This window comes from Microbacterium commune (genome assembly GCF_014836945.1).
Taxonomy (GTDB): Bacteria; Actinomycetota; Actinomycetes; order Actinomycetales; family Microbacteriaceae; genus Microbacterium; species Microbacterium commune.
Genome location: NZ_JACSPX010000001.1, coordinates 642,267 through 662,867 on the forward strand (window position 1 = coordinate 642,267; position 20,601 = coordinate 662,867).

At 70.8% G+C, this 20,601-nt stretch carries 19 protein-coding genes; 5 read left to right on the top strand and 14 right to left on the bottom strand.

From position 1 onward, the window contains the following. Positions 1-17: 17 nt before the first annotated feature. From H9633_RS03010 to groES, 3 genes are all read right to left on the bottom strand, one after another. On the bottom strand, positions 18-1,283 hold the full coding sequence (locus tag H9633_RS03010; protein WP_191712034.1) for an ABC transporter substrate-binding protein: 1,266 nt from the start codon (positions 1,281-1,283) through the stop codon (positions 18-20). Positions 1,284-1,402: 119 nt separating this feature from the next. After that, on the bottom strand, positions 1,403-2,314 hold the full coding sequence (gene rarD / locus H9633_RS03015; RefSeq protein ID WP_318247177.1) for an EamA family transporter RarD: 912 nt from the start codon (positions 2,312-2,314) through the stop codon (positions 1,403-1,405). Between the two features lie 107 nt (positions 2,315-2,421). Next, complete coding sequence (gene groES / locus H9633_RS03020; protein WP_099196502.1) at positions 2,422-2,718, bottom strand: co-chaperone GroES; 297 nt, start codon at positions 2,716-2,718, stop codon at positions 2,422-2,424. A gap of 245 nt (positions 2,719-2,963) precedes the next feature. Between groES and H9633_RS03025 the strand changes: the two genes are divergently transcribed. Further along, positions 2,964-4,145, top strand: coding sequence for a class I SAM-dependent methyltransferase (locus H9633_RS03025; RefSeq protein ID WP_191712036.1), 1,182 nt, complete (start codon positions 2,964-2,966; stop codon positions 4,143-4,145). Here the strand turns inward: H9633_RS03025 and H9633_RS03030 are convergent, their stop codons facing one another. The 8 genes from H9633_RS03030 to H9633_RS13205 all read right to left on the bottom strand — a co-directional run bounded on the left by H9633_RS03030 (position 4,146) and on the right by H9633_RS13205 (position 11,770). After that, the gene (locus tag H9633_RS03030) at positions 4,146-5,261 is read right to left on the bottom strand and encodes a hypothetical protein (protein WP_191712037.1); all 1,116 of its coding nucleotides are present in this window, start codon (positions 5,259-5,261) and stop codon (positions 4,146-4,148) included. Between the two features lie 3 nt (positions 5,262-5,264). Then, a complete protein-coding gene (locus H9633_RS03035; RefSeq protein WP_191712038.1) occupies positions 5,265-5,705 on the bottom strand; it encodes a hypothetical protein in 441 nt (146 codons plus the stop codon). Continuing rightward, the gene (gene tsaD, locus H9633_RS03040; RefSeq protein ID WP_191712039.1) at positions 5,702-6,769 is read right to left on the bottom strand and encodes a tRNA (adenosine(37)-N6)-threonylcarbamoyltransferase complex transferase subunit TsaD; all 1,068 of its coding nucleotides are present in this window, start codon (positions 6,767-6,769) and stop codon (positions 5,702-5,704) included. Before tsaD ends, H9633_RS03035 begins: the two co-directional genes overlap by 4 nt. After that, positions 6,766-7,290 carry a ribosomal protein S18-alanine N-acetyltransferase gene (gene rimI, locus H9633_RS03045; protein ID WP_191712040.1) on the bottom strand — a complete coding sequence of 175 codons (525 nt, stop codon included), beginning with the start codon at positions 7,288-7,290 and terminating at the stop codon, positions 6,766-6,768. The genes tsaD and rimI overlap by 4 nt, the downstream gene beginning before the upstream one ends. After that, a complete protein-coding gene (tsaB, locus tag H9633_RS03050; RefSeq protein WP_191712041.1) occupies positions 7,287-7,874 on the bottom strand; it encodes a tRNA (adenosine(37)-N6)-threonylcarbamoyltransferase complex dimerization subunit type 1 TsaB in 588 nt (195 codons plus the stop codon). Before tsaB ends, rimI begins: the two co-directional genes overlap by 4 nt. Before the next feature lie 178 nt (positions 7,875-8,052). Beyond that, the gene (locus H9633_RS03055) at positions 8,053-9,228 is read right to left on the bottom strand and encodes a hypothetical protein (RefSeq protein WP_191712042.1); all 1,176 of its coding nucleotides are present in this window, start codon (positions 9,226-9,228) and stop codon (positions 8,053-8,055) included. Beyond that, positions 9,225-10,853 (bottom strand): sensor histidine kinase, encoded by a 1,629-nt coding sequence (locus H9633_RS03060; protein WP_191712043.1) that lies wholly within the window; start codon positions 10,851-10,853, stop codon positions 9,225-9,227. The genes H9633_RS03055 and H9633_RS03060 overlap by 4 nt, the downstream gene beginning before the upstream one ends. Positions 10,854-10,942: 89 nt before the next feature. Continuing rightward, positions 10,943-11,770 (bottom strand): response regulator transcription factor, encoded by an 828-nt coding sequence (locus H9633_RS13205; protein ID WP_191712044.1) that lies wholly within the window; start codon positions 11,768-11,770, stop codon positions 10,943-10,945. 315 nt (positions 11,771-12,085) lie between these two features. Here H9633_RS13205 and H9633_RS03070 point away from each other — a divergent pair, with 315 nt between their 5' ends. Genes H9633_RS03070 through H9633_RS03085 form a run of 4 tightly spaced genes read left to right on the top strand, consistent with a single transcriptional unit; the run spans position 12,086 to position 17,901 of the window. Beyond that, positions 12,086-14,197 carry an MMPL family transporter gene (locus H9633_RS03070; RefSeq protein WP_191712045.1) on the top strand — a complete coding sequence of 704 codons (2,112 nt, stop codon included), beginning with the start codon at positions 12,086-12,088 and terminating at the stop codon, positions 14,195-14,197. Next, complete coding sequence (locus H9633_RS03075) at positions 14,166-15,638, top strand: sensor histidine kinase (RefSeq protein WP_225211036.1); 1,473 nt, start codon at positions 14,166-14,168, stop codon at positions 15,636-15,638. Before H9633_RS03070 ends, H9633_RS03075 begins: the two co-directional genes overlap by 32 nt. Beyond that, positions 15,635-16,252 (top strand): response regulator, encoded by a 618-nt coding sequence (locus H9633_RS03080; RefSeq protein ID WP_191712046.1) that lies wholly within the window; start codon positions 15,635-15,637, stop codon positions 16,250-16,252. Before H9633_RS03075 ends, H9633_RS03080 begins: the two co-directional genes overlap by 4 nt. A 2-nt stretch (positions 16,253-16,254) precedes the next feature. Continuing rightward, positions 16,255-17,901: an MFS transporter gene (locus H9633_RS03085; RefSeq protein ID WP_191712047.1), complete on the top strand. Its 1,647-nt coding sequence runs from the start codon at positions 16,255-16,257 to the stop codon at positions 17,899-17,901. 363 nt (positions 17,902-18,264) lie between these two features. Here H9633_RS03085 and tsaE read toward each other — a convergent pair whose 3' ends face one another. The 3 genes from tsaE to H9633_RS03100 all read right to left on the bottom strand — a co-directional run bounded on the left by tsaE (position 18,265) and on the right by H9633_RS03100 (position 20,346). After that, positions 18,265-18,747 carry a tRNA (adenosine(37)-N6)-threonylcarbamoyltransferase complex ATPase subunit type 1 TsaE gene (gene tsaE, locus H9633_RS03090; protein ID WP_191712048.1) on the bottom strand — a complete coding sequence of 161 codons (483 nt, stop codon included), beginning with the start codon at positions 18,745-18,747 and terminating at the stop codon, positions 18,265-18,267. Then, complete coding sequence (alr, locus tag H9633_RS03095) at positions 18,744-19,847, bottom strand: alanine racemase (RefSeq protein WP_191712049.1); 1,104 nt, start codon at positions 19,845-19,847, stop codon at positions 18,744-18,746. Before alr ends, tsaE begins: the two co-directional genes overlap by 4 nt. Positions 19,848-19,986: 139 nt before the next feature. After that, positions 19,987-20,346 carry a holo-ACP synthase gene (locus H9633_RS03100; protein WP_191712050.1) on the bottom strand — a complete coding sequence of 120 codons (360 nt, stop codon included), beginning with the start codon at positions 20,344-20,346 and terminating at the stop codon, positions 19,987-19,989. Between the last annotated feature and the right edge of the window lie 255 nt (positions 20,347-20,601).

Here is a 20,601-nt window from a genome sequence, read left to right on the forward strand (position 1 = left end):
GGGCTTTCTCGCGCTGCTTACTTGATGCGGGTGTTGTTGTTGTCGGCGCCGTACTCGTACACGCCGATGGCCGCGCCCTTCGGGTCGTTGTTCTCATCGAACGTGACCGAGCCGGACAGGCCCTCGTAGTCGGCGGTGCCGCCGTCGTTGATGATCTGCGCGCACTCCTCGAAGGTGGTGCACTTCTCGCCGTCGCCCTCGCCGCCGGAGACCTCGCGCATCTTCGAGGCGATGTCCTTGCCTTCGACCGAGCGTGCCTCGAGCGCTGCCAGCGCGACGAGGATCGTCGCGTCGTACGCCTCGGCCGAGTAGGTGACGTCGTTGATCTCGTCGTTGCCGGCCTCGGTCCAGACCGCGTTCAGCTGCTCGAGGAAGTCGTCGGGAAGCTCGGCGCCGGCACGGGTGCCCTTGGAGCCCTCGAGCTTGATCGGCAGGTTGTCCTTGCCGTAGTTCGAGAGGTTTCCGTCGACCATGTACAGCTTGCCGGTGTCGATGCCCGCGTTGCCGAGCAGCGGGGCGATCGTCTTGAACTGCTCGTACGACACGATGGCCACGGCGTCGGGCTTGGCGGCCGAGACCGTCTGCACCTGGGCGTTGTACTGGCCGTCGCCCTGGTTGTACGAGGCCTCGGCGACGACCTTGCCGCCGGCGGACTCGAACGTGGCCTTGATCGCCTCTGCCAGGCCCGTGCCGTACGGGTCGTTCTGGTAGATGATGCCGAGGGTGGTGTTGCCGTCCTCAGCGATCTGGTTGCCGAGCACCTCGCCCTGCAGGTTGTCGCTCGGCGCCGTGCGGAAGTACATCGGGCTCAGACCCGTGAAGTCCGCCGACGTGTTCGACGGCGACACGGTGACGATGCCCGCTCCGACGTTGCTGTCGAGGATGAGCTTCGAGACCGACGACGATGCCGCACCGATCATGGCGGTGATCCCGGCGCTCTGCAGCTTGGTGATGGAGGTCTCGTACGCCTTGTTGTCGAGGTCGCCCTCGTCGGCGTTCGTGAGCTCGACCTGCACGCCGGCGTCGGCGTCGTTGATCTGCGAGACGGCGAGCGCGACACCGGCCTCCATGGGAGCGCCGAGGAACGCGAGCTGGCCGGAGACCGGCAACAGCGAGCCGAGCTTGAGGGTGAGATCCGCCGCTGCGGGCTTGTCGCCTGCCGGCTCGTCACTGGGGTTGTCTGCGGGCGTGCTGCTGCAGCCCGCGATGATGAGTGCGGAGGCGCTGACCATCGCAGCCGCCGCGAAGATCCTCGCCGGACGCGAGCCCTTCATTGCGTTCATGTTGCTCCCTTGCGTAACTGAACGTGGATATCCACATCGGGTGCTCTCACCCTATTGGTTCGCATGCGCGCGTTCTGTCTCGGTCGCCTAACGATCGCGCCGGGCGCGGCGCCGGCCGCTCAGACCGGATCGACGGATGCCGCGGCGCGCGAACGACCGTTGTGGATGGGCAGATCGGCGACGAACACGAGGATCGCGATCCACACGATGATGAAGCCGATCCAGCGCTCCAGCGGCATGGGCTCCCCCAGCAGCGCCCACCCCACCACGAACTGCATGACCGGGGTGATGAACTGCAGCATCCCGACCAGGCTCAGGTCGATGCGTCGGGTCCCGGCGGCGAACAGCAGCAGCGGCACGGCCGTGGCGACCCCGGCGCCCGCGACGAGCAGGGTGTGCAGGGGCGAGACCTGACCGAGCGTGATGCCGTCGGTCTGGGCGACGACGATGAGCGTCACCACGGCGATCGGGATCAGCCAGAACGATTCCAGGGTGAGGCCGCTGATGGCATCCACCGCCGCGCCGATCTGCTTCTTCACCAGCCCGTAGATGCCGAACGAGGCGGTGAGCGTCAGGGCGATCCAGGGGAAGGCGCCGTACGCGACGACGATGACCACCACCGCGAGCGCCGCCACCGCGATCGCGATCCACTGCAGCCGGCGGATGCGCTCGCGCAGCACGAACACGCCCAGCAGCACGGTGAAGATCGGGTTGATGAAATAGCCGAGGCTGGTCTCGATGACGTGCCCGGTGAGCGTGCCGATGAGGAACGTCTGCCAGTTGACGTAGATGAGCACTCCGGCCAGGGCCGTCCATCCCAGCAGCCGCGGCTGCCGGATGATGGCGATGAGCGCCGGCCATCCGCGCGTGACGGTGAGCAGGATGCCGCAGAAGACGAACGACAGCAGCACCCGCCAGGCGACGACCTCCCACGGGCCGGTCGGCACGAGTGCCAGGAAGTACAGCGGCAGAGCACCCCAGAGCAGGTACGCCCCGATCGTGTAGAGGATCCCGCTGCGGCTCGTACTCACCGACACAGCCTAGCGGCGGGAGTCGCCCCGTTTCGGGACGGGGCGCGACGACAGAGGGCCCGGATGCCCTGGCGTCCGGGCCCGCTGGGCGCTGGTGTCGAACCGCGTCAGCGGACGACGACGGCGAGCACGTCGCGAGCCGAGAGCACGAGGTACTCATCGGCGCCGAACTTCACCTCGGTGCCGCCGTACTTGCTGTAGAGCACGCGGTCACCCACGGCGACGTCGAGCGGAACGCGGTTGCCGTTGTCGTCGATGCGGCCGGGGCCCACTGCCACGACCTGGCCCTCCTGGGGCTTCTCCTTGGCGGTGTCGGGGATGACCAGACCGCTTGCGGTGGTCTGCTCTGCCTCGACCTGCTGGATGACGATGCGGTCCTCGAGCGGCTTGATGGAAACCGACACGGTGTACCTCTTCTTTCGTGACTGTGTTCAGAAGATCATTAGCACTCTCGTGGTGAGGGTGCTAACTCCAGTCTATGCCGACGGCTGGCACTCACGCAATGCGAGTGCCAGCCGTTCGGCATGCTCCATCTCTTACGCGGTGGGCCCAAATGGCCGCGACCCACCCCACGAGGCGGCCATACGGGCCCAGCCGACGAGCGGGCTCACGGCACGCGGCTCCGCGCGCCCCGCCGTAGGCTGGGCGGGTGGAGATGTCTGAGCTGACGGCGTTGCTCACGCGTGAGGGTCTCGCGCTGCTCGACGAGACCGGGAGCGTCGAGTCGTCGGCCGACGTCGCGCGGTCCGTATCGCGGCTGCGCGCCGCCGGCCACTCCCCCGACCTTGTCTCGGCCGTGGTCGGCCAGGCCCGCCTGCGGGTGAAGGCGCGGCCGAAGTTCGGCGAGTTCGCCGACCGGATGCTGTTCACCCGGGCCGGGCTCGAGCAGGCCACGCGCCTGAGTGTCGCGACGATGCACGCGATCCGGCTGCGGCGCGCCGGAATCACCCACGTCGCCGACCTCGGCTGCGGCATCGGCGGCGACAGCCTCGCCTTCGCGGGCGCCGGTCTCGCCGTCGACGCGGTGGATGCCGATGAGGTGACCTCGGCGATCGCCGCGTACAACCTGGCACCGTTCCCCGACGCGAGCGTGCGTCAGGGGACCGCCGAGACCAGCCTCCCGGACGAGGGCGCCGTCTGGCTCGACCCCGCTCGGCGGACGGCCGGGCACAGCGAGACGACGCGCACCTCCGCCGCCGACTGGTCGCCGTCGCTGGACTGGTGCTTCGAGGTCGCGCAAGCGCATCCCGCCGGGATCAAGCTCGGCCCCGGCCTCGATCGAGATCTCATCCCCGACGACGTCGAGGCGCAATGGGTGAGCGCGGACGGGAGCGTGGTCGAGCTGGTGCTGTGGAGCGGCGAGCTCGCGCGTGCGGGCATCCGGCGCTCTGCCCTGGTGATGCAGGCGGGCGAGACGCACGAGATCACGGCCGCGGCCGACGCCGACGACGAACCGGTGCGCCCGCTCGGCGCCTACCTGCACGAGCCCGACGGCGCGGTGATCCGCGCCCGGTTGATCGGCGAGGTGGCCCGGATGCTGGAGGCGGGGATGGTGGATGAGCAGATCGCGTACCTCACCGGCGACGCGGCGCTCACCTCCCCGTTCGTGCAGTCGTTCCGCGTGCGCGAGACCATGCCCGCCCATGTGAAGACGATCAATCAGGCGCTGCGCGCCCACGGCATCGGGCGGCTGGAGATCAAGAAGCGCGGCATGGACATCGACCCCGCGGCATTCCGGAAGAAGCTGAGCCTGAAGGGATCGGCGGCGGCGACGCTGATCCTCACCCGGACGACGTCCGGCCGAGTGGCGATCCTCGCCGACCGGGTGTGATCAGCCCTCCGACGCACCCGCGCCGTCGACGGTGCCGCAGTATCCCGAGTCGACGTCGCAGACGATCGAATCGGGGATCCGGATGACCGTCAGCGTCGGACCGCGGCTGCTGGACTCACGCACCTCGTACGTCGCGTTCTGAACCTGCAGGAAGTAGACGCCGTCGGATGGATCGCAGGACTGCACGACGGCATCTGTCGCCGTATCGACGGCGTAGACGCAGGTGCGCTCGTCCTGCGAGATGAAGACCGGCACGTCACCGTCGTAGCCGATGATCTGCAGGGAGCTCGGAACCACGCCCTCGGCTTCGAGCATGCTGATGTAGCGCCGCTCGTCGGGGGTGTACTGCGCCTCCCAGTCGAAGCCCGCCGCCATGTCGTATCGCTGTACGATCAGCGCCTCGCGCCCGGCGATGTCGGTCACGAGCGACGCCCAGTACGACCACTGCGCATCGCCGTCCGACCGGTTCAGCGAGACACCCACCGGCTGCGCGTACGGCGTGTCCTCGTCCGGCGGCGGCATGCACTGGTGGTCGCTGCGATCGACGACGTGGATGGCCAGGCAGGTCTCCTCGCCGTCCCGGGCGGATGCGCGCCACACGGCGGCGCCGTACCGCTCGCCGAGGTACGTCATCGACCCCGGATCGAAGCGTGCGGTCTCCTCGATCTCGGCCATGGCCTTCGCCTGCTCGGCCGTCATGGCCGGCGTGCCGTCGCGGCTCAGCAGCATCCAGGCGCCGCCGAACCCCAGCAGGAGCGCGATCAGCGTCGAGAGGACGAGCGCCGCGACACTCGGACGTCGGCGCGTCGGCGCAGCGGCCGGCTCGGCCGGCTGCCCATCCGGCTCGTGCGGCGCACGCTGCACGGACTCGCCGAGAGCTGCCATCGATGCCGGCGGCCCCGCCGGCACAGACATCCCCGCCGTCCCCGCCGGCTCCGTCGCCGAGACGGGATCTTGCCTCGCCGACCCAGCGAGCGGCATGGTCTCGGCCCCGGCGGCGGCACGGGCATCCAGACCCCGCAGCTCGGCGAGCTCCGCCTCGGTCACCCCGCCGCCCGCGGCGAACGCCCGGCGCTGCAGCTCACGTCGTCGTGAGCTCTCCGCCTGGTTCAGCATCCATCACCCCAGTTTCTCGAGCTGCATGGCCGCCCACACCAGCCACCCCGCGCTGAACAGGGTGGCGCACGATCCCAGCACCAGCGCCCACATCGCCACCGACCGGTTCTCGACCGGACGGCGCAGCGACATGATCGCGGAGATCACCGCGATGATCGCGACGGGAATCCCCCAGCCCACGAACATCGACGTCGCGAGGGCGACGATCGCCGCGACCAGCGCCCACGGGGCGAGACGGGCGTCGTCGACGGGAGTCGCCCCGGTCGACGGCTCCCATTCCAGGGGCGACGGCTCGTCGGCATCCGGATGCGCGGCCGCGGTGCGCTCGACCGGCACCGGCGCGGTCGGCAGCTTGGCGTACCCCTTCGACGCACCGGGCACCGCGGCACCGCCGCCTGGCCGCTCGACCTCGGGAGTGGGCTGCTCGATGCGCGGGTCGCTCATGCCGGACTCACCTGGATCTCGGTCACCGGCAGCGTGGAATCGGCGCCGAAGCCGAGCGTCGACGGCCCGCGGCCGTTCGCGATGAGCTCGGCGGCGAGGCCCGCGATCATGGCTCCGTTGTCGGTGCACAGCGACAGCGGCGGGATGCGCACGGCGACCCCGGCTGCCGCCGCCCGTTCGAGGGCGACCTCACGCAGCCGTCGGTTGGCGATCACGCCGCCGCCCAGCAGCAGACGTGGCACACCGCGGTCTTCGCACGCGGCGAGCGCCTTGGTGACGAGCACGTCGATCACCGCCTCGCGGAAGCTCGCGGCGACGTCCGCCACCGGCACCTGTTCTCCGGCCGCCTCAGCCCGCTCGACCCAGCGCGCGACGGCGGTCTTCAGACCCGAGAACGAGAAGTCGTACCGGTGCTTCGCCATGTCGGATGCCTTCGACAGCCCGCGCGGGAAGCGGATCGCCCTGGGGTCGCCGTCGGCGGACGCGATGTCGATCTGCGGCCCGCCCGGATACGGCAGGCCGAGCAGCCGGGCGACCTTGTCGAAGGCCTCGCCCGCGGCGTCGTCGACGGTCTCACCGAGCAGCTCGACGTCGGTCGTCAGGTCGCGCACGTGCAGCAGCGAGGTGTGCCCGCCGGAGACGAGCAGGGCGATCGTGGGGTACTCGAGCGGCGCGGTGGCGCGATCGTCGGAGGTGAGGATGTCGGCGGCGATGTGCCCGACGAGATGGTTCACCGCGTACAGCGGCTTTCCGAGCGAGACTGCGAGGCCCTTCGCCGCGCCGACGCCCACCATGAGCGCTCCGGCGAGGCCGGGTCCGCTGGTCACCGCGACCGCGTCGAGGTCATCGAGCGTGACTCCGGCCTCGGTCAGTGCGCGCTCGATCGACGGCTGCAGCGCCTCGAGGTGCGCGCGTGCGGCGACCTCGGGCACGACGCCGCCGTAGCGGGCGTGCTCGTCCATGCTCGAGGCGATCGTGTTCGACAGCAGCTGCCGGCCGCGCACGATGCCGATGCCGGTCTCGTCGCAGCTCGTCTCGATCCCGAGCACCAGGGGTCCGGTCATGCGCTCGCCTCCTCTGCGGCATCCGGATCTGCGGCATCCGGATCTGCGGCATCCGGATCTGCGGCATCCGCCCACGACCGCAGGTCCAGGCGCATCACCACCGCGTCCACGTCATCCGGCTGGTAGTACCCGGGTCGCCGTCCCAGCTCGACGAAGCCCTCCGAGGCGTACAGCGCCCGCGCGACGGTGTTGTCGTCACGCACGTCGAGGAACAGCTCGCGCGCCCCGCGATCGAGCGCGGTCGCGATCAGCGCGCTCAGCAGCGCCCGCCCCCTCCCCCGGCCGCGCACCGACGGATCGAGCGCGATCGTCTGGATGTCGGCGTCCGACGAGCCCCGCAGCGCGCGCACGCCACCGTACCCGACCACGTGCTCGCCCTCGACGTCGACGAGGTAGACGTTGTGCAGGCTCGAGATCTCGGCGCCCATCGTCCGCTCGCTCCACGCGTCGGCGGGGAATCCGCGCCGCTCGAGGTCCATGATCGCGGCGAGGTCGTCGAGGGTCGCGGTCCGCAGGGTCACGAGCTCACCCGCTTCGGAGCGCCCGGCTGCACGACGTCGGGCGAGCGCAGATAGAGCGGTTCGGCGTCGGCCAGCACACGGCCGGCCGCGATCGCCCTGGCGCCGACCCGGGCGAGTGCCGCGGCGGAGAGCTCGGTGGTCTCGTGCACCGGCTCGTCGAGCTCGACGCCGCGCTTCTCGAGACGGGTCGGTCGGACGAGTGCCGGGATGCCGTCGGCATCCACCCCGTCGAACACGCTCACCGCGATCTCGCGGCGGCGGGCGTCGGTGACCACCGCGAACGGTCCGTCCGCACTCGCGTCGAGAGCGATCGCGAAGTGACTGGGGATCGGGATGAGCGGCGCCCCGCGACCGAGCGCGAACGCGCGCGCGGCGGCGATCCCGATGCGCAGGCCGGTGAAGGGCCCTGGGCCCATGCCTGCCACGACATGCGTGATGCCCGGACGCACCACCTGGGCGAGCAGATCGCCGATCACCTCGGCGTGGCCGAGCGGATCGGGGGTGCTCGCCTCGGCGAGCGTGCGGCCGTCGGCGTCGACGACGGCGACGGTCGTTCCGAGCGAGGTGTCGACGGCGAGGATCACCCTCTCAGAGTAGCCGGGTCGTCCGTCGCGGCCGCGACGCGACCGCTGCCCGTTCAGCACTGCGAGCCCAGACCGCTAGCATCCGCCCGCTCTGCTCTCTGGTCCCGAATGGCCGCCTCGCACGCGTCGATGCGGCCATTCGGGACCAGCGGCGTGCCGAGCGACGGCGCGCACGTCGTCACCGGTTGGAGGTCTCACCGTCGGCGATCGTGACGGCGTCTCGACGCGGGCGTCCCCACCGGTCGCCACCGAGCTCGCTGGCGCTCTCGGCGCGCTGTGCGGCGAGCTCGAGGAGCTTGTCGTAGTCGAAACGCGCGTCCAGCATGGTGGCCCAGCCGACGCTGGCCGAGATCCTGATCGCGGTCGTGCTCTCCCGGCGATCCATCGCCGAGACGCGCTCGAGCAGGGTGCGCAGGTGGTGGGTCACCGCCTCGTCACTCCCGGGTATCAGCACGAGCAGACGACTGTCGTCGACGACCGCGATATCAGCCGTCGGCGGCAGTGCCGCGACGACCCGCGACCGGAACCTCGTCAGAAGCCGCGCGAAGTCAGACGCCCCCGAGGATTCACGCAGATCGCGCACGTCGTCCAGTCGCACATCGAGCAGCGACCACGCGGGCTCCTGATGGGCGCGCACACGATCGACGCGTTCGCGGATCGCCGCATCCGGAGCGGCCGAGCGGGCCGCCTGGCCGGTCGGCTGCATGCGCACGAGCAGAATGATGGTCAGCGTGGCCGTGATGCTCGTCACCATCGTGCCGATCACGTTCATGTCGCGAAGGACGGCGACCTGCTCCTCACCGGACGTCTGCGGGAACGAGATCGTCCAGACCAGGTTCAGCGCGGCGACGAGCACGAAGCCGCCCGACGAGAGCATGAGCGGCAGGAGGATGTCACGCGGCACGCCCTTCAGCCGCACCAGATCGAAGGCGATCAGGCCCGCGAACACCCCGGCGCCGGCGAAGCAGACCCGGAAGAAGATGGGGAACACGTCGCTGTCGACGGTCAGCGCGAGCATGATCGGAACGAGAGCGACGAACAGCACAGCGGCCGGCCACGTCGCCCGACGGCCGGCGAAGAGTCGCACCCCCAGCCAGATCAGCGGCTCGGCGCACAGCAGCAGTCCGGATGCCAGCGCACGCACCGCCGGCAGCTGCAGCTCGATGGCCGCCACCCACATGTACGTCCCCAGCAGCCCCAGTGCGAACGCGGTCGACCAGGCCGCCGCCGCTCGGTCGGGGCGGTGCAGCAGAACCAGGCCGACGACCGCGGCCGTGCAGATCGTCACCACGGCTATGAGGGCCTGCGGCAGCCCGGCATACAGACCGGCGTACACGTGGACGTTGTCGCTCATCGACTCTCCTCGATCGGGGTCTCGCTGCGGGAGGCGCTCATCGCGGGGGCCGCGTGGGTGGGCAATCGCATCTCGACATGCGTGCCCTCGCCCGGCTGACTCGTGACGGTCAGCTCGCCGTGGTGCTCTTCGACGATGGCACGCACGATGCCCATGCCGAGTCCGGTGCCGGGGATGCCGCTGTGCACGGCATCCGATGTGCGGAAATAGGGTTCGAAGAGCCGTTCCAGATCATCGGCGGCGATGCCGACCCCGGTGTCCGAGATCGTGACCTGCGCCCGCTGATCGCGCGAGATCCCGAGTCGGATGAAGACGCTGCCGCCACCGGGGGTGTACTTGACCGCATTGCTCAGGATGTTGTCGATAGCCTGCCGCAGTCGGAAGGCGTCACCCGTGGTCATCAGCGTCTCGAGTCCGACGACCGACAGGTTCAGCCCCTTGCCGGCGGCGGTCGGCAGGAACAGCTCGACCGCGGCGTCGGCGAGCACGCGCAGGTCGACGGGTTCGGGTTCGGTGAACGCCGCACGGCCGGTCTCGAGGGCGGTGCTCACCAGATGCTGCATCCGCTCCCCGGCGCGCAGGATCACCTCGAGCTGCTCGTGCACCCGAGGCGGAAGATCATCGCGGTCGAGCAGCAGGTCGACGTGCCCGATGATGGCGGTGAGCGGGTTGCGAAGCTCGTGCGAGACGATCGCGACCATCTTCTGCCTGTCCGCGCTCGCTTCGAGCTGCTCGGTGACGTCGTCGAGGATGAGCAGCGTCGTCTCGGTGTCGTCGGTCAAGGGCGCGGTCGGATGCGTGGTCGCATCCAGCGCACGCCATCGGCCGAGCGTGTCGTAGAGCCACACGCGTTCGGCCTGAAGCCGCTCACCACGGGCGGCACGTGCGAGCGTGGTGTGACCGCGACGCAGCGGCTCGCCTCGATGGTCGTCGTACTCGACGGCCTGAGCGGGCAGCTGAGCCCCGTACCGGTCTCTGCCGTACAGCGCGCGGTACGTCTCGTTCATCTTCAGGATGCCGCCGTCGCTGGCGACCGTGACGAGTGCGGTGTCGAGGGCGTCGATGATGTCGGTGACTCTGCGCTCGTGACCGGCGGCGCGGTCCGCCGTGCGATTGATCTGGTCCGACTGTCGCCGCAGCAGTCGGCGCGTGGCCCGGCTCTGCCGCGCTCCGACCTGGATGCTCGTGCCGAGGAAGCTGAGCGCGAGGGCGGTGATGACCACCCGGACCGCGGTGTCGGAGGGCGTGCCCTGCCCGCCGGCGAATGCGGTGAGGCATGCGCAGACGAAGCCGACCGCCGCGGCCACCACCCACCCCGCGTGGTAGGTGGCGAGCCAGGCCACGGGGATCACCCACAGGAAGCCGACCCGCATGTCCTGGGCGGAGACGGCGAAGCCGATCCCGAGGATGTCGAGGAACGGCACGACGATAGTGACCCACCCGGGCATCCGGTGCCAGGGAGCGAGGAACGCGCCGATCGTGACGAGCACGATCAGCGTCAGCCCCATCAGGAAGAGCGCATGTCCGAAGACGGCGGGCTTGAGTATCGCGATGATCAGCGCGACGCTCACCATGGCACCGGTGCAGATCATCTGCCAGCGCAGGATCGACGACGTACGGCGCATATCGCGGAATCTCCCCCTGCTCGCCTCGGGGACAAGGTTACCCGTGTCAACGCGCGCTCTCTGCGCACGTTGCGGACGACGACCACCGGTCACTGCGCAGAGAGCCTGTAACCGGCGCCGGGACCACGTTCGATGTACCGCGATCCGTCAGGGGTGTCTCCCAGTTTGCGCCGCAGCTCGAAGATGCACGCGTCGACCCTGGCCTTCTCTGACTCATCCACCTCGTACCACTCCCCGGTCGGTTTTCCGCGCATCACGAGCGCGAGATCGGATAGGTTGCGCACTCGACGCTTGGACTGCAGCAGGGTGGCCAGCACGTCGAACTCCGCCGGGCTGAGACGGATCTCCCGCTGGTCGACCAGCACCATGCCACTGCGCTGGTTCAGCGCGATGCCGCCGTATCGCAGCCACCGTTCCTCGTCGTCCTGCCCGGTCAGGTCGAGGTCTGCCGACGGGTTGCGCGCTGCGGCGCTCGCTGCCGCGGGGGCGCCCTCCGCTGCACCGGACGGACGGGTCGGCGCCTGCCCGGCCGATCCCGCGTGTCCGGCCGATCGGCGTGTGAGTGCCCCGATGCGTGCCCTCAGCTCCAGCGGGCGGACGGGAAGAGTCAGGAAATCGTCGGCACCGGCATCGAAGCCGTGCAGCACATCGGCCGGCTCGGAGAGGACAGACAGCATGATGAGATGGGTCGCGCTGGCGGCTCGGATGCTTCGTACGAGCTGCAGTGCCGCCGGCCCCGGCTCGTCGGCGACCAGAAGGGTGAGCCGCGGTGCCTGCTCGCGGATCACGGTGATGCTGTCCGGTTGCAGCGCGACGAGTGCGGGATGAAACCCCAGTTCTCGACACGTGTCGGCGAGCAGCTGGGCCAGTTCGAGGGCACCGCCGATGATCACCGCATTCGACTCTGAACCGTTCACCGCAAGCCAGCTCCCCGCGTCGTCGAGCAGCTCGCGCCGCTGCACAGATCACCGCCGTCACCGCCGCTGTTCCGTGCCGTGAGGGCGCGGAACCGGTCGTCGCGTCGAGCTGGGCTCGGGTTCTGATCCGCTCGCGTCGGTACCGATGAGACTATCGCGTCAAGGCCTCGTCCCACGACACTTTTCGGGTACGCGTCGGCGGAATTTCGACCGAACACGCGGGCGCGCCGGTCGGGCGTCTCATCCTTTCGACTGACGTGCACTTCACCCTTGCTCGCGATGTGCCGCAGTCGGCGCGCTGGTGGAGTGGATGTCATGCCAGATTCTGCGGTTCACCCCTCCTTCTCCGACCGGCTGACCTCGCGCCGAGGCGCGTGGGTGTCGCTCGGTCTCGCCCTGCTCGTGATGGTGCTGCTGTTCGGCGCGTTCGGCTCGGCCGAGGCCCCGGAGGGCAACGCCGCCGCGCCGCCGGACTCGGAATCCGCCCGCACCAGCGCGCTTCTCGATGAGTTCCCGAACGCGGATCGGCAGTCGGTGCTCGTCGTCACCACACGTGACGACGGGGCGGCGCTCAGCGATGCCGACCTCACCGGCCTGAAGGACCTGCTGCCCGTGCTCGACGAGCGGACGGATGCCGATGCCACCGGCCCCCTGGTGAGTGAAGACGGCAAGGCAGCCCTGCTCGTCGCCCCGATCTCCGTCGGCGAGACGAACACCGCGACGGCGGAGGTGGTCGGCGACATCCGCGCAGACCTCACCGAGGAGCCGATCGACGGACTCACCTCGCAGGTCACCGGCGGGCCCGCGTTCGGCGCCGACGTCGCCTCCGCTTTCGAGGGCGCGGACTTCACGCTGCTGCTCGTGACGATCCTCATCGTCGCCGTGCTGCTGATCATCACCTACCGCTCCCCGGTGCTCTGGCTGATCCCGCTCATCGTCGTCGCGCTCGCCGACGGCCTCGCCGGGCGGATGACCGCGGCCGCCGGATCGGCCTGGAACCTGCAGTTCGATGCCGGCATCATCAGCGTGCTGGTCTTCGGTGCCGGCACGAACTACGCGCTGCTGCTCATCTCCCGCTATCGCGAGGAGCTGCTCGAGACCGAGAACCACCGGCACGCCTTGAGCATCGCGTGGCGCCGGACGGCGCCCGCCATCCTCGCGTCGAACGTCACCGTGGTGCTCGCGCTGCTCACCCTCGTGCTCGCCGTCATCCCGGGCACGCACGGCCTGGGAGTGTCGAGCGCGATCGGCCTGCTGATCGCCCTGACTGCCGTGCTGTTCCTGCTGCCCCCGCTGCTGGCCGTGTGCGGCCGCGGCATCTTCTGGCCGTTCGTGCCGCGCCCCGGGCAGACCCGCACGCAGGGTCGCGCCTGGCGAGGCCTCGCCACCCGGGTCGTGCGCCGACCCGTCCTGAGCCTGATCGGCGGCGTGGCGCTGCTGGCCGTCATGGCCACCGGCCTCGTGGGCACCTCGGTCGGACTCGATCAGATCGAGAAGTTCCGCGTGCAGTCCGAGTCGGCCACGGGCCTCGAGGTGCTCTCGCAGCACTTCCCCGCCGGCGAGGCGCAGCCGATCCTCATCGTGACCGACAGCGACCGCGCCGACGACGTGCTCACCGCGATCGACGACGTGGCTGGCGTGGTGCGTGCGCATCCCGCCGGCGAGACCGCCGACGGGTCGCTGACGAAGCTCATGGTCACGAGCGAGTACGCCCCCAGCACGACCGAGAGCCTCGATCAGATCGCCGAGCTGCGCGATGCCGTGCACGTCGTCCCCGGTGCGGATGCCCTGGTCGGCGGCGCGGTGGCCACCGACCTCGACGCCCGCACCGGAAACCAGCAGGACCTGCTGCTGATCGCCCCGCTCGTGCTCGCCGTCAGCTTCATCGTGCTGCTCGTGCTGCTGCGGTCGGTCGTCGCGCCGGTGCTGCTGCTTCTGGTGAACCTCGCCAGCGCGGTCGCCGCAATCGGCGCCGGCGCCTGGTTGAGCCGGGTGCTGCTGGGTCAGCACGCTCTCGACCTGCAGGTGCCGCTGCTCGCGTTCCTGTTCCTCGTCGCCCTCGGCATCGACTACACGATCTTCCTCGTGCACCGCGCTCGCGACGAGGCCGCGGCGCGCGGCACGCGCGTCGGCATCGTCGAGGCGGTCACCCACACCGGCGGCGTGATCACCAGTGCGGGCATCGTGCTGGCAGCCGTGTTCGCGGCGCTGGGAGTGCTGCCCCTGGTCACTCTCGGTCAGCTCGGCCTGATCGTCGGGGTCGGCGTGATCGTCGACACGCTGGTCGTGCGCACCGTGATCGTGCCCGCGATCTTCGCCCTCGTCGGCGACCGCATCTGGTGGCCGAGCCGCCCCGACTCTTCGCCGGAGAGCGGTTCAGAGGAAGAATCGACCCATGAGCCTCGTGAGCACGCCGTCACCCGGTGACGAGCCGGACGGTACGGCCGGGATGCCCGGCCGCGGGGGCGGCGCGGGTGACCAGCCCGGCGGCAGCGGCCGGATGCCCGGTCGCGGCCGCCGCGAGCGCGGGCACGGTGGCCGGATGGGCCCCACGTCTGCCGCCCCGACGGTGCGCGCGATGGAGATCGGCCAGCACGTCATCGCCGCGGGGCTCGCCGGGATCGGCGTGATCCGTGCGGTCACCGCGGGCACGCCGATCGCCGCGGCGATCATCGCCGGCGTGGCGATCCTCGCCTGGCACACCGCCGGAGCCCTGCTGCCGCTGCGCGCACGCGCGCACGGCGCGGCCGTCTGGTGGCTGGTGGGCTTCGCCGCCGTGTGGATCGCCGCCGTCGCCGTCTCGCCGGAGTTCGTGTGGATCGCCTTCCTGCTGTGGCTGCTCGCCGGGCACCTGCTGCCGCTGCGGTGGGGCCTGGTCTTCTCGGGGGTGGTCTTCGCGGTCGTCGTGCTCGGGCCGATCGTGCACCACGGCGCCACCAGCTACGCGAACATCTTCGGCCCGCTCATCGGCGGGATCTTCGCGTTCGGCATCTCGCGGGGGTATCTGCAGCTGCTGCGCGACGCGGCCGAGCGGGAGCGGCTGCTCAGCTCGCTCACCCGCGCGCAGCACGAGATGGCCGAGCTGCAGGACGAACTCGCCCTCGCGCAGCGCGAAGCAGGTGCGATCGCCGAGCGCACCCGCATCTCGCGTGACATCCACGACACGGTGGCGCAGGGGCTCTCGTCGATCCGGCTGCTCGCCCACGCAGGAGCCGCGCGCAGCACCGATGCCGAAGCCGCCCGCACCCTCACACAGCTGGAAGACCTCGCAGGCTCCAGCCTCGGTGATGTCCGGCGCATCGTCGCCGCGCTCGCCCCCGCAGAACTCGATCAGAACGGGCTCGCCGAAGCGCTGGAGCGGATGCTCGAGCGCACCGAGCAGGAGGCGGGGCAGCAGTCGCCGCTGCGTACCGAGCTGCACGTCGACGAGTCTCTGCCGGCACTGCCGACGCCCGTCGAGGTCGCGCTGCTGCGCACCGCGCAGTCGGCGCTGGCCAACGTGCGGCTGCACGCCAAGGCATCCCGGGTCGTGGTCAGCCTGATCGACGACGCCGGATCGGTGCGACTCGACATCATCGACGACGGCACCGGATTCGATCTGCCCGGCTGGGAGCGCGACGTCGAGTCTGGCTCGTCGAGCTACGGGCTGCGCTTCATCCGCGCCCGGCTGCGCGAGCTCGGCGGCGGCCTCGACATCGAGAGCGCACCCGGCGAGGGCACCGCGATCTCGGTGTCGGTGCCCATCCACCCCGAACCGGTGTCACCGGCATCCGCGCAGACCGCAGCACCCGTATCCGAGCGACCCGCGCCCGTGCACTCCACAGCGCCCGCACCCGCCGAGTCGCCCGAGACGAAGGAGACCCCGTGACCACCACCGTCCTGCTCGTCGACGACCATCCTGTCGTGCGCAGCGGCCTGCGCAGCGTGCTCGACACCGACACGGTCCGCGTGGTCGGCGAGGCGGCGACGGGCGAAGAGGCCATCGCCCTGGCCGGTCATCTGCGGCCCGACGTCGTGCTGTGCGATCTGCGCCTCGGGGCCGGCATCGACGGCATCCGCACCACCGCCGCGCTGCGCCGCCTCGACCCCGCACCCGCCGTGCTGATCCTGACGACCTTCGATCGCGACGCCGAGATCCTCGGCGCGATCGAGGCGGGCGCCGCCGGATATCTGCTCAAGGATGTCGCCCCCGAGGTGATCATCGACGGCATCCGTCGTGCGCATGCCGGCGAGACGATCCTCTCCCCCGAACTCGCGGCCCGGGTGCTGCAGGGCATGCGCAACCCGCTGCCCAAGCTCACCGACCGCGAGGTCGAGGTGCTGCGGCTGCTGGCCACGGGAGCTGCGAACCGCGAGATCGCCAAGGCGCTCTTCGTGACCGAGGCGACCGTGAAGAGCCACATCGCCCACATCTTCACCAAACTCGACGTCGACAGCCGCTCCCGCGCGATCCACGTCGCGCAGCAGGTGGGTCTGCTGTGAGCATGGCCGACGAGCCCCGCACGCCGCGCACCGCGGAGACCCCCGACGCAGCACCCACCCGGCGGGAGTGGATCGCCCTGGCGGTGCTCTCGGTCGGGCTCGGTCTCATCGTGCTCGACGGCACGATCGTCGGCGTCGCACTGCCCGCCATCATCAGCGACCTCGGCCTCGACCTCACCGACGCCCAGTGGGTCAACAGCCTGTACGCGGTGGTGCTCGCGGCGCTGCTGCTCTCGACGGGCAGCCTGGCTGACCGCTGGGGCCGCAAGCGCCTCTTCCTGGCCGGTCTCGTGGTCTTCATGGGCGGCAGTCTGCTCGCCGCCGTCTCGGTCGATGCGGGCGCCCTCATCGGAGCCCGCGCCGTGCAGGCGGTCGGCGCGGCGCTGATCATGCCCTCGACGCTGTCGACGGTGAACGCCGTGTTCCGCGGCCGCTACCGGGCGGCGGCCTTCGGCGTGTGGGGTGCGGTCATCTCGGGTGCGGCCGCCGTCGGACCTCTCGCCGGCGGGGCCCTGACGCAGTGGGCGTCGTGGCACTGGATCTTCCTCGTCAATCTGCCCATCGGGGTGCTGCTGCTCGTCGCCGCGGCGATCGTCGTGCCCGAGACGCGCGGTCGCAAGACCCGGCCCGGCGTCGACGTCGACGGCGCGCTGCTCAGCGCGATCGGCTTCGGCGCGCTGGTCTTCGCGGTCGTCGAGGGTCCCGATCTCGGATGGTGGATGCCGAAGAGCGCGCTGACGGTGTTCGGCTGGACCTGGTCGGAGGATGCCCCGATCTCGGCCGTCCCGGTGGCGCTGGCCCTCGCGATCGTCGCGCTCGTGCTGTTCGTCGTGTGGGAGCGGCATCGTGAGAAGGTGCAGCGTGAGGCGCTGCTGGATCTCGGACTGTTCGCGTTCTCGACGTTCTCGTGGGGCAACCTCACCGCCGCCATGGTCGCCATCGGCGAGTTCGCGATCATCTTCGTCCTGCCCCTGTTCCTCATCAACGCGCTCGGACTCGACGTGATGGGAGCCGGCCTCGTGCTGGCCGCCATGGCGGTGGGCGCGTTCTTCTCGGGCGCCGCGGCCCGGCACCTCGCCGCGCGCTTCGGCGCTCCGGGCACGGTGCTGCTGGGCCTCGGGCTCGAGATCGCCGGCACGCTGGCTCTCGCGCTGCTGCTGCGCGCCGACAGCACCGGCTGGGTGGTCGCTCTGCCCCTGATCGTCTACGGGCTCGGCTTGGGGCTCGCCTCGGCACAGCTCACCGGCACGGTGCTGCAGGACATCCCGGTGGCCGTGTCGGGGCAGGCCTCGGCGACCCAGAGCACGGTGCGGCAGGTGGGATCCGCGCTGGGGACCGCCATGGCCGGCACCGCGCTGTCGGTGTGGCTCGCCGTCTCGCTGCCCGCCGCGCTCGACGGCGCAGGGGTCACCGGTGCCGCCGCCGATCGACTCGCGGAATCCACGCGGCTCTCGGCGGGGACGACGATCGCGCAGCTGCGCGCGCAGGGCGCGGGCTCAGCGTACGGCGAGCGGACCCCGACGGTGATCGACGCACTGACCGGCGGTTTCGCCGACGCCACCCGCGGTGCTCTGCTCGTGGCCACGGTGTTCCTCGTGCTGGGCTTCATCGGCGCGCTGCGCCTGAAGCGGGCGGCGGAGCTCTCGTAGGCGCGGGGGTCGCGCGCGGGCATGCCCGCTGGTCCCCTGCGGGCGCTCGCCCACGCATGCTCGATGGTCCCATATGGCCGCATCCCCGCATCCGAGGCGGCCATATGGGCCCACCCGGCGGCGCAGGCAGCACGCCGCTCCGCCGAACCCACCTGAACGCGACGCCCGCTGGTCCCGAATGGCCACCTCCCCGCGCGCGAGGCTGCCATATGGGCCCACCCAGATCAGGAGACCAGCATGCCTCCCCGATGGCCGACCCTGCACTGACGCCCGCTGGTCCCATATGGCCGCATCCCCGCGCACGAGGCGGCCATACGGGCCCACCCTCGAGAGAAAGAGGCCCGAGAGCGAGAGAAACCCGCGTCAGCCCTCGACGCGGGTGACCGTCACGAATCGCGGGGCGTCGGCGTCGAGGTCCTCGTCGTCGAGCGACTCGGCTCCCCCGACGGGTCGCTCGATCTCGATGTCCCACCACGCATCGGCCACGGCGGATGCCATCGGCCGGCCCCACTCGATCACCACGACCGAGCGCACGAAGTCGATGTCGAGGTCGTCGAGCTCGGCCGCCGAGCCGAGCCGATAGGCGTCGACGTGCACGAGCGGCGCTCCCCCGATCAGTGACGGGTGGGTGCGCGCGATCACGAATGTGGGGCTCTGCACCGGCCCGCGCACGCCGAGGCCCTCGGCGAGGCCGCGCGTGAATGTCGTCTTACCGGCGCCGAGCGGACCGGTGAGGATCAGCAGGTCGCCCGGCCGCAGCTGCTCGCCGATGCGCAGGCCGAGGGCCTCCATCGCATCCGATGTGCGGATCTCGTGACGCCCGAGGAAGGCAGGATCCACCGTCATGAGTGCGACCTCCGCGGCACCCGGTCGCCGATGCGCGTGACGATCTCGTAGTTGATCGTGCCCGCGGCATCCGCCCATTCCGTCGCGCTGGGCTGACCCAGCGCCGGGTCGCCGAACAGCACCACCTCGTCACCGGGGCGCACGTGGTCGTCGCCGACGTCGACGACGAACTGGTCCATCGCGATGCGTCCCGAGACCGTGTAGCGGCGGTCGTTGATCACGACCGGGCCGGCGCCGGATGCCTGGCGCGGAACCCCGTCGGCATACCCGAGCGGCACGAGGGCGAGGGTCGTCTCGCGCTCGCACCGGTACGCGTAGTCGTACGACACTCCCGTGCCGGCGGAGACGCGGCGCACGGCCGCGACGGCACCGCGCAGAGTCATCGCCGGGCGAAGGCCGAGGTCTGCGGAGGTGCGGTCGCCGAAGGGCGAGAGCCCGTACATCCCGATCCCGATGCGCACCGCGTCGAGCCGCGCCTCGGGGATGCCGATCGCGCCGGCGGTCGCCGCGAGGTGGCGGAACTCGGGGCGGACACCGTGTGCCTTCGCCTGCGCGATGATCTGCTCGTACCGGGCCAGCTGCGCGCGGTCGTCTTCGCCGCTCGCGCCGGAGAGGTGACTGAAGATGCTGACGACCCGCACGCGTCCGAGACGCTCGAGGCGCGCGGCTTCGGCGAAGACGCGGTCGAGCTCGGCGGGTGCGAGGCCGTTGCGCGACAGTCCGGTGTCGACTTTGAGATGGATGGATGCCGGTGGCCGCGCCGCCTCGGAGGCCGCGAGCAGCTGCTGATACGACGAGATGCCGATCTCGATGCGAGCCTCGACCGCGTCGTCGAACCGGCGGTCGGGGGCGTGCAGCCACGCCATCAGCGGGGCGGTGATGCCCGCTCTGCGCAGGGCGAGCGACTCCTCGATGGTGGCCGTGCCGAGTCGGGTGGCACCACCGGCGAGAGCCGCGGTCGCGACCTCGGCGGCGCCGTGGCCGTACCCGTTCGCCTTGACCACGCCGATGACCGGCACGCCGGTGATCGAGCGCAGCCGCGAGACGTTGTGGGCGATCGCACCGAGGTCGATGGATGCCTCACGGAACGGAACGCTCATCCGCGCACTCCTCTGCTGTTCGCGCCTACCCTCTCTCGCCGAGACCCCCACTTCGCGCCGACACCCCTGCCTGCAGACGTTCGTACGCGGGGGTGTCGTGAGGAAATGGGGGTGTCGGCGGAGGAGAAGGAAGAGGAGGTCATGTGTCGCTCCCTTCGGCGATCACGTAGGCCATGGCGAGGCCCGCGTCGTGCGTCATGCTCAGGTGCAGCGTCGTGATGCCGCGCTCGGCGACCACCGCCGCGGTCGAGCCGCTGAGCAGGAAGAGCGGTTTGCCCGACGGCTCGGCGCCGATCTCGATCTCGGTCCAGTGCACCCCGTCGCTGCCACCGAGCGCCTTGATCAGCGCCTCCTTCGCAGCGAATCGCGCGGCGAGTGAGGGCAGCCGGAGCCGCTGCTCGGATTCGGTGAACAGGCGCGGCAACAGCTTCGGTGTGCGGGTGACCGAGCGCTCGAACCGTGCGATGTCGACGAGGTCGATGCCGGTTCCGTGAATCACCCTCTCAGCCTACTCGGCGCCCCGTGGGGCCCCCGGCCCCGCCGGCTCCCCGCCGGCTCCGCGCCCCGTGGGGCCCCCGGCCCCGCCGGCTCCCCGGCCCCGCCGGCTCCGCCGCCTCCCCGGCCCCGCCGGCTCCGCCGCCTCCCCGGCCCCGCCGCCCACACAGATGGCGGTGCAGAGGACAGATGTCGGCAAGAAGGTGCCGTATGCGCCGACATCCGTTCATCGCGCGTGCATCCGCTCGGCCCACCTCAC

Coding starts and splice junctions, on each gene's coding strand:
- H9633_RS03010 (WP_191712034.1), bottom strand. CDS start 1,283: ATGAACGCAATGAAGGGCTCGCGTCCGGCGAGGATCTTCGCGGCGGCT.
- H9633_RS03030 (WP_191712037.1), bottom strand. CDS start 5,261: ATGCTGAACCAGGCGGAGAGCTCACGACGACGTGAGCTGCAGCGCCGG.
- H9633_RS03035 (WP_191712038.1), bottom strand. CDS start 5,705: ATGAGCGACCCGCGCATCGAGCAGCCCACTCCCGAGGTCGAGCGGCCA.
- tsaD (WP_191712039.1), bottom strand. CDS start 6,769: ATGACCGGACCCCTGGTGCTCGGGATCGAGACGAGCTGCGACGAGACC.
- H9633_RS03055 (WP_191712042.1), bottom strand. CDS start 9,228: ATGAGCGACAACGTCCACGTGTACGCCGGTCTGTATGCCGGGCTGCCG.
- H9633_RS03060 (WP_191712043.1), bottom strand. CDS start 10,853: ATGCGCCGTACGTCGTCGATCCTGCGCTGGCAGATGATCTGCACCGGT.
- H9633_RS03070 (WP_191712045.1), top strand. CDS start 12,086: ATGCCAGATTCTGCGGTTCACCCCTCCTTCTCCGACCGGCTGACCTCG.
- H9633_RS03075 (WP_225211036.1), top strand. CDS start 14,166: ATGAGCCTCGTGAGCACGCCGTCACCCGGTGACGAGCCGGACGGTACG.
- H9633_RS03085 (WP_191712047.1), top strand. CDS start 16,255: ATGGCCGACGAGCCCCGCACGCCGCGCACCGCGGAGACCCCCGACGCA.
- tsaE (WP_191712048.1), bottom strand. CDS start 18,747: ATGACGGTGGATCCTGCCTTCCTCGGGCGTCACGAGATCCGCACATCG.
- alr (WP_191712049.1), bottom strand. CDS start 19,847: ATGAGCGTTCCGTTCCGTGAGGCATCCATCGACCTCGGTGCGATCGCC.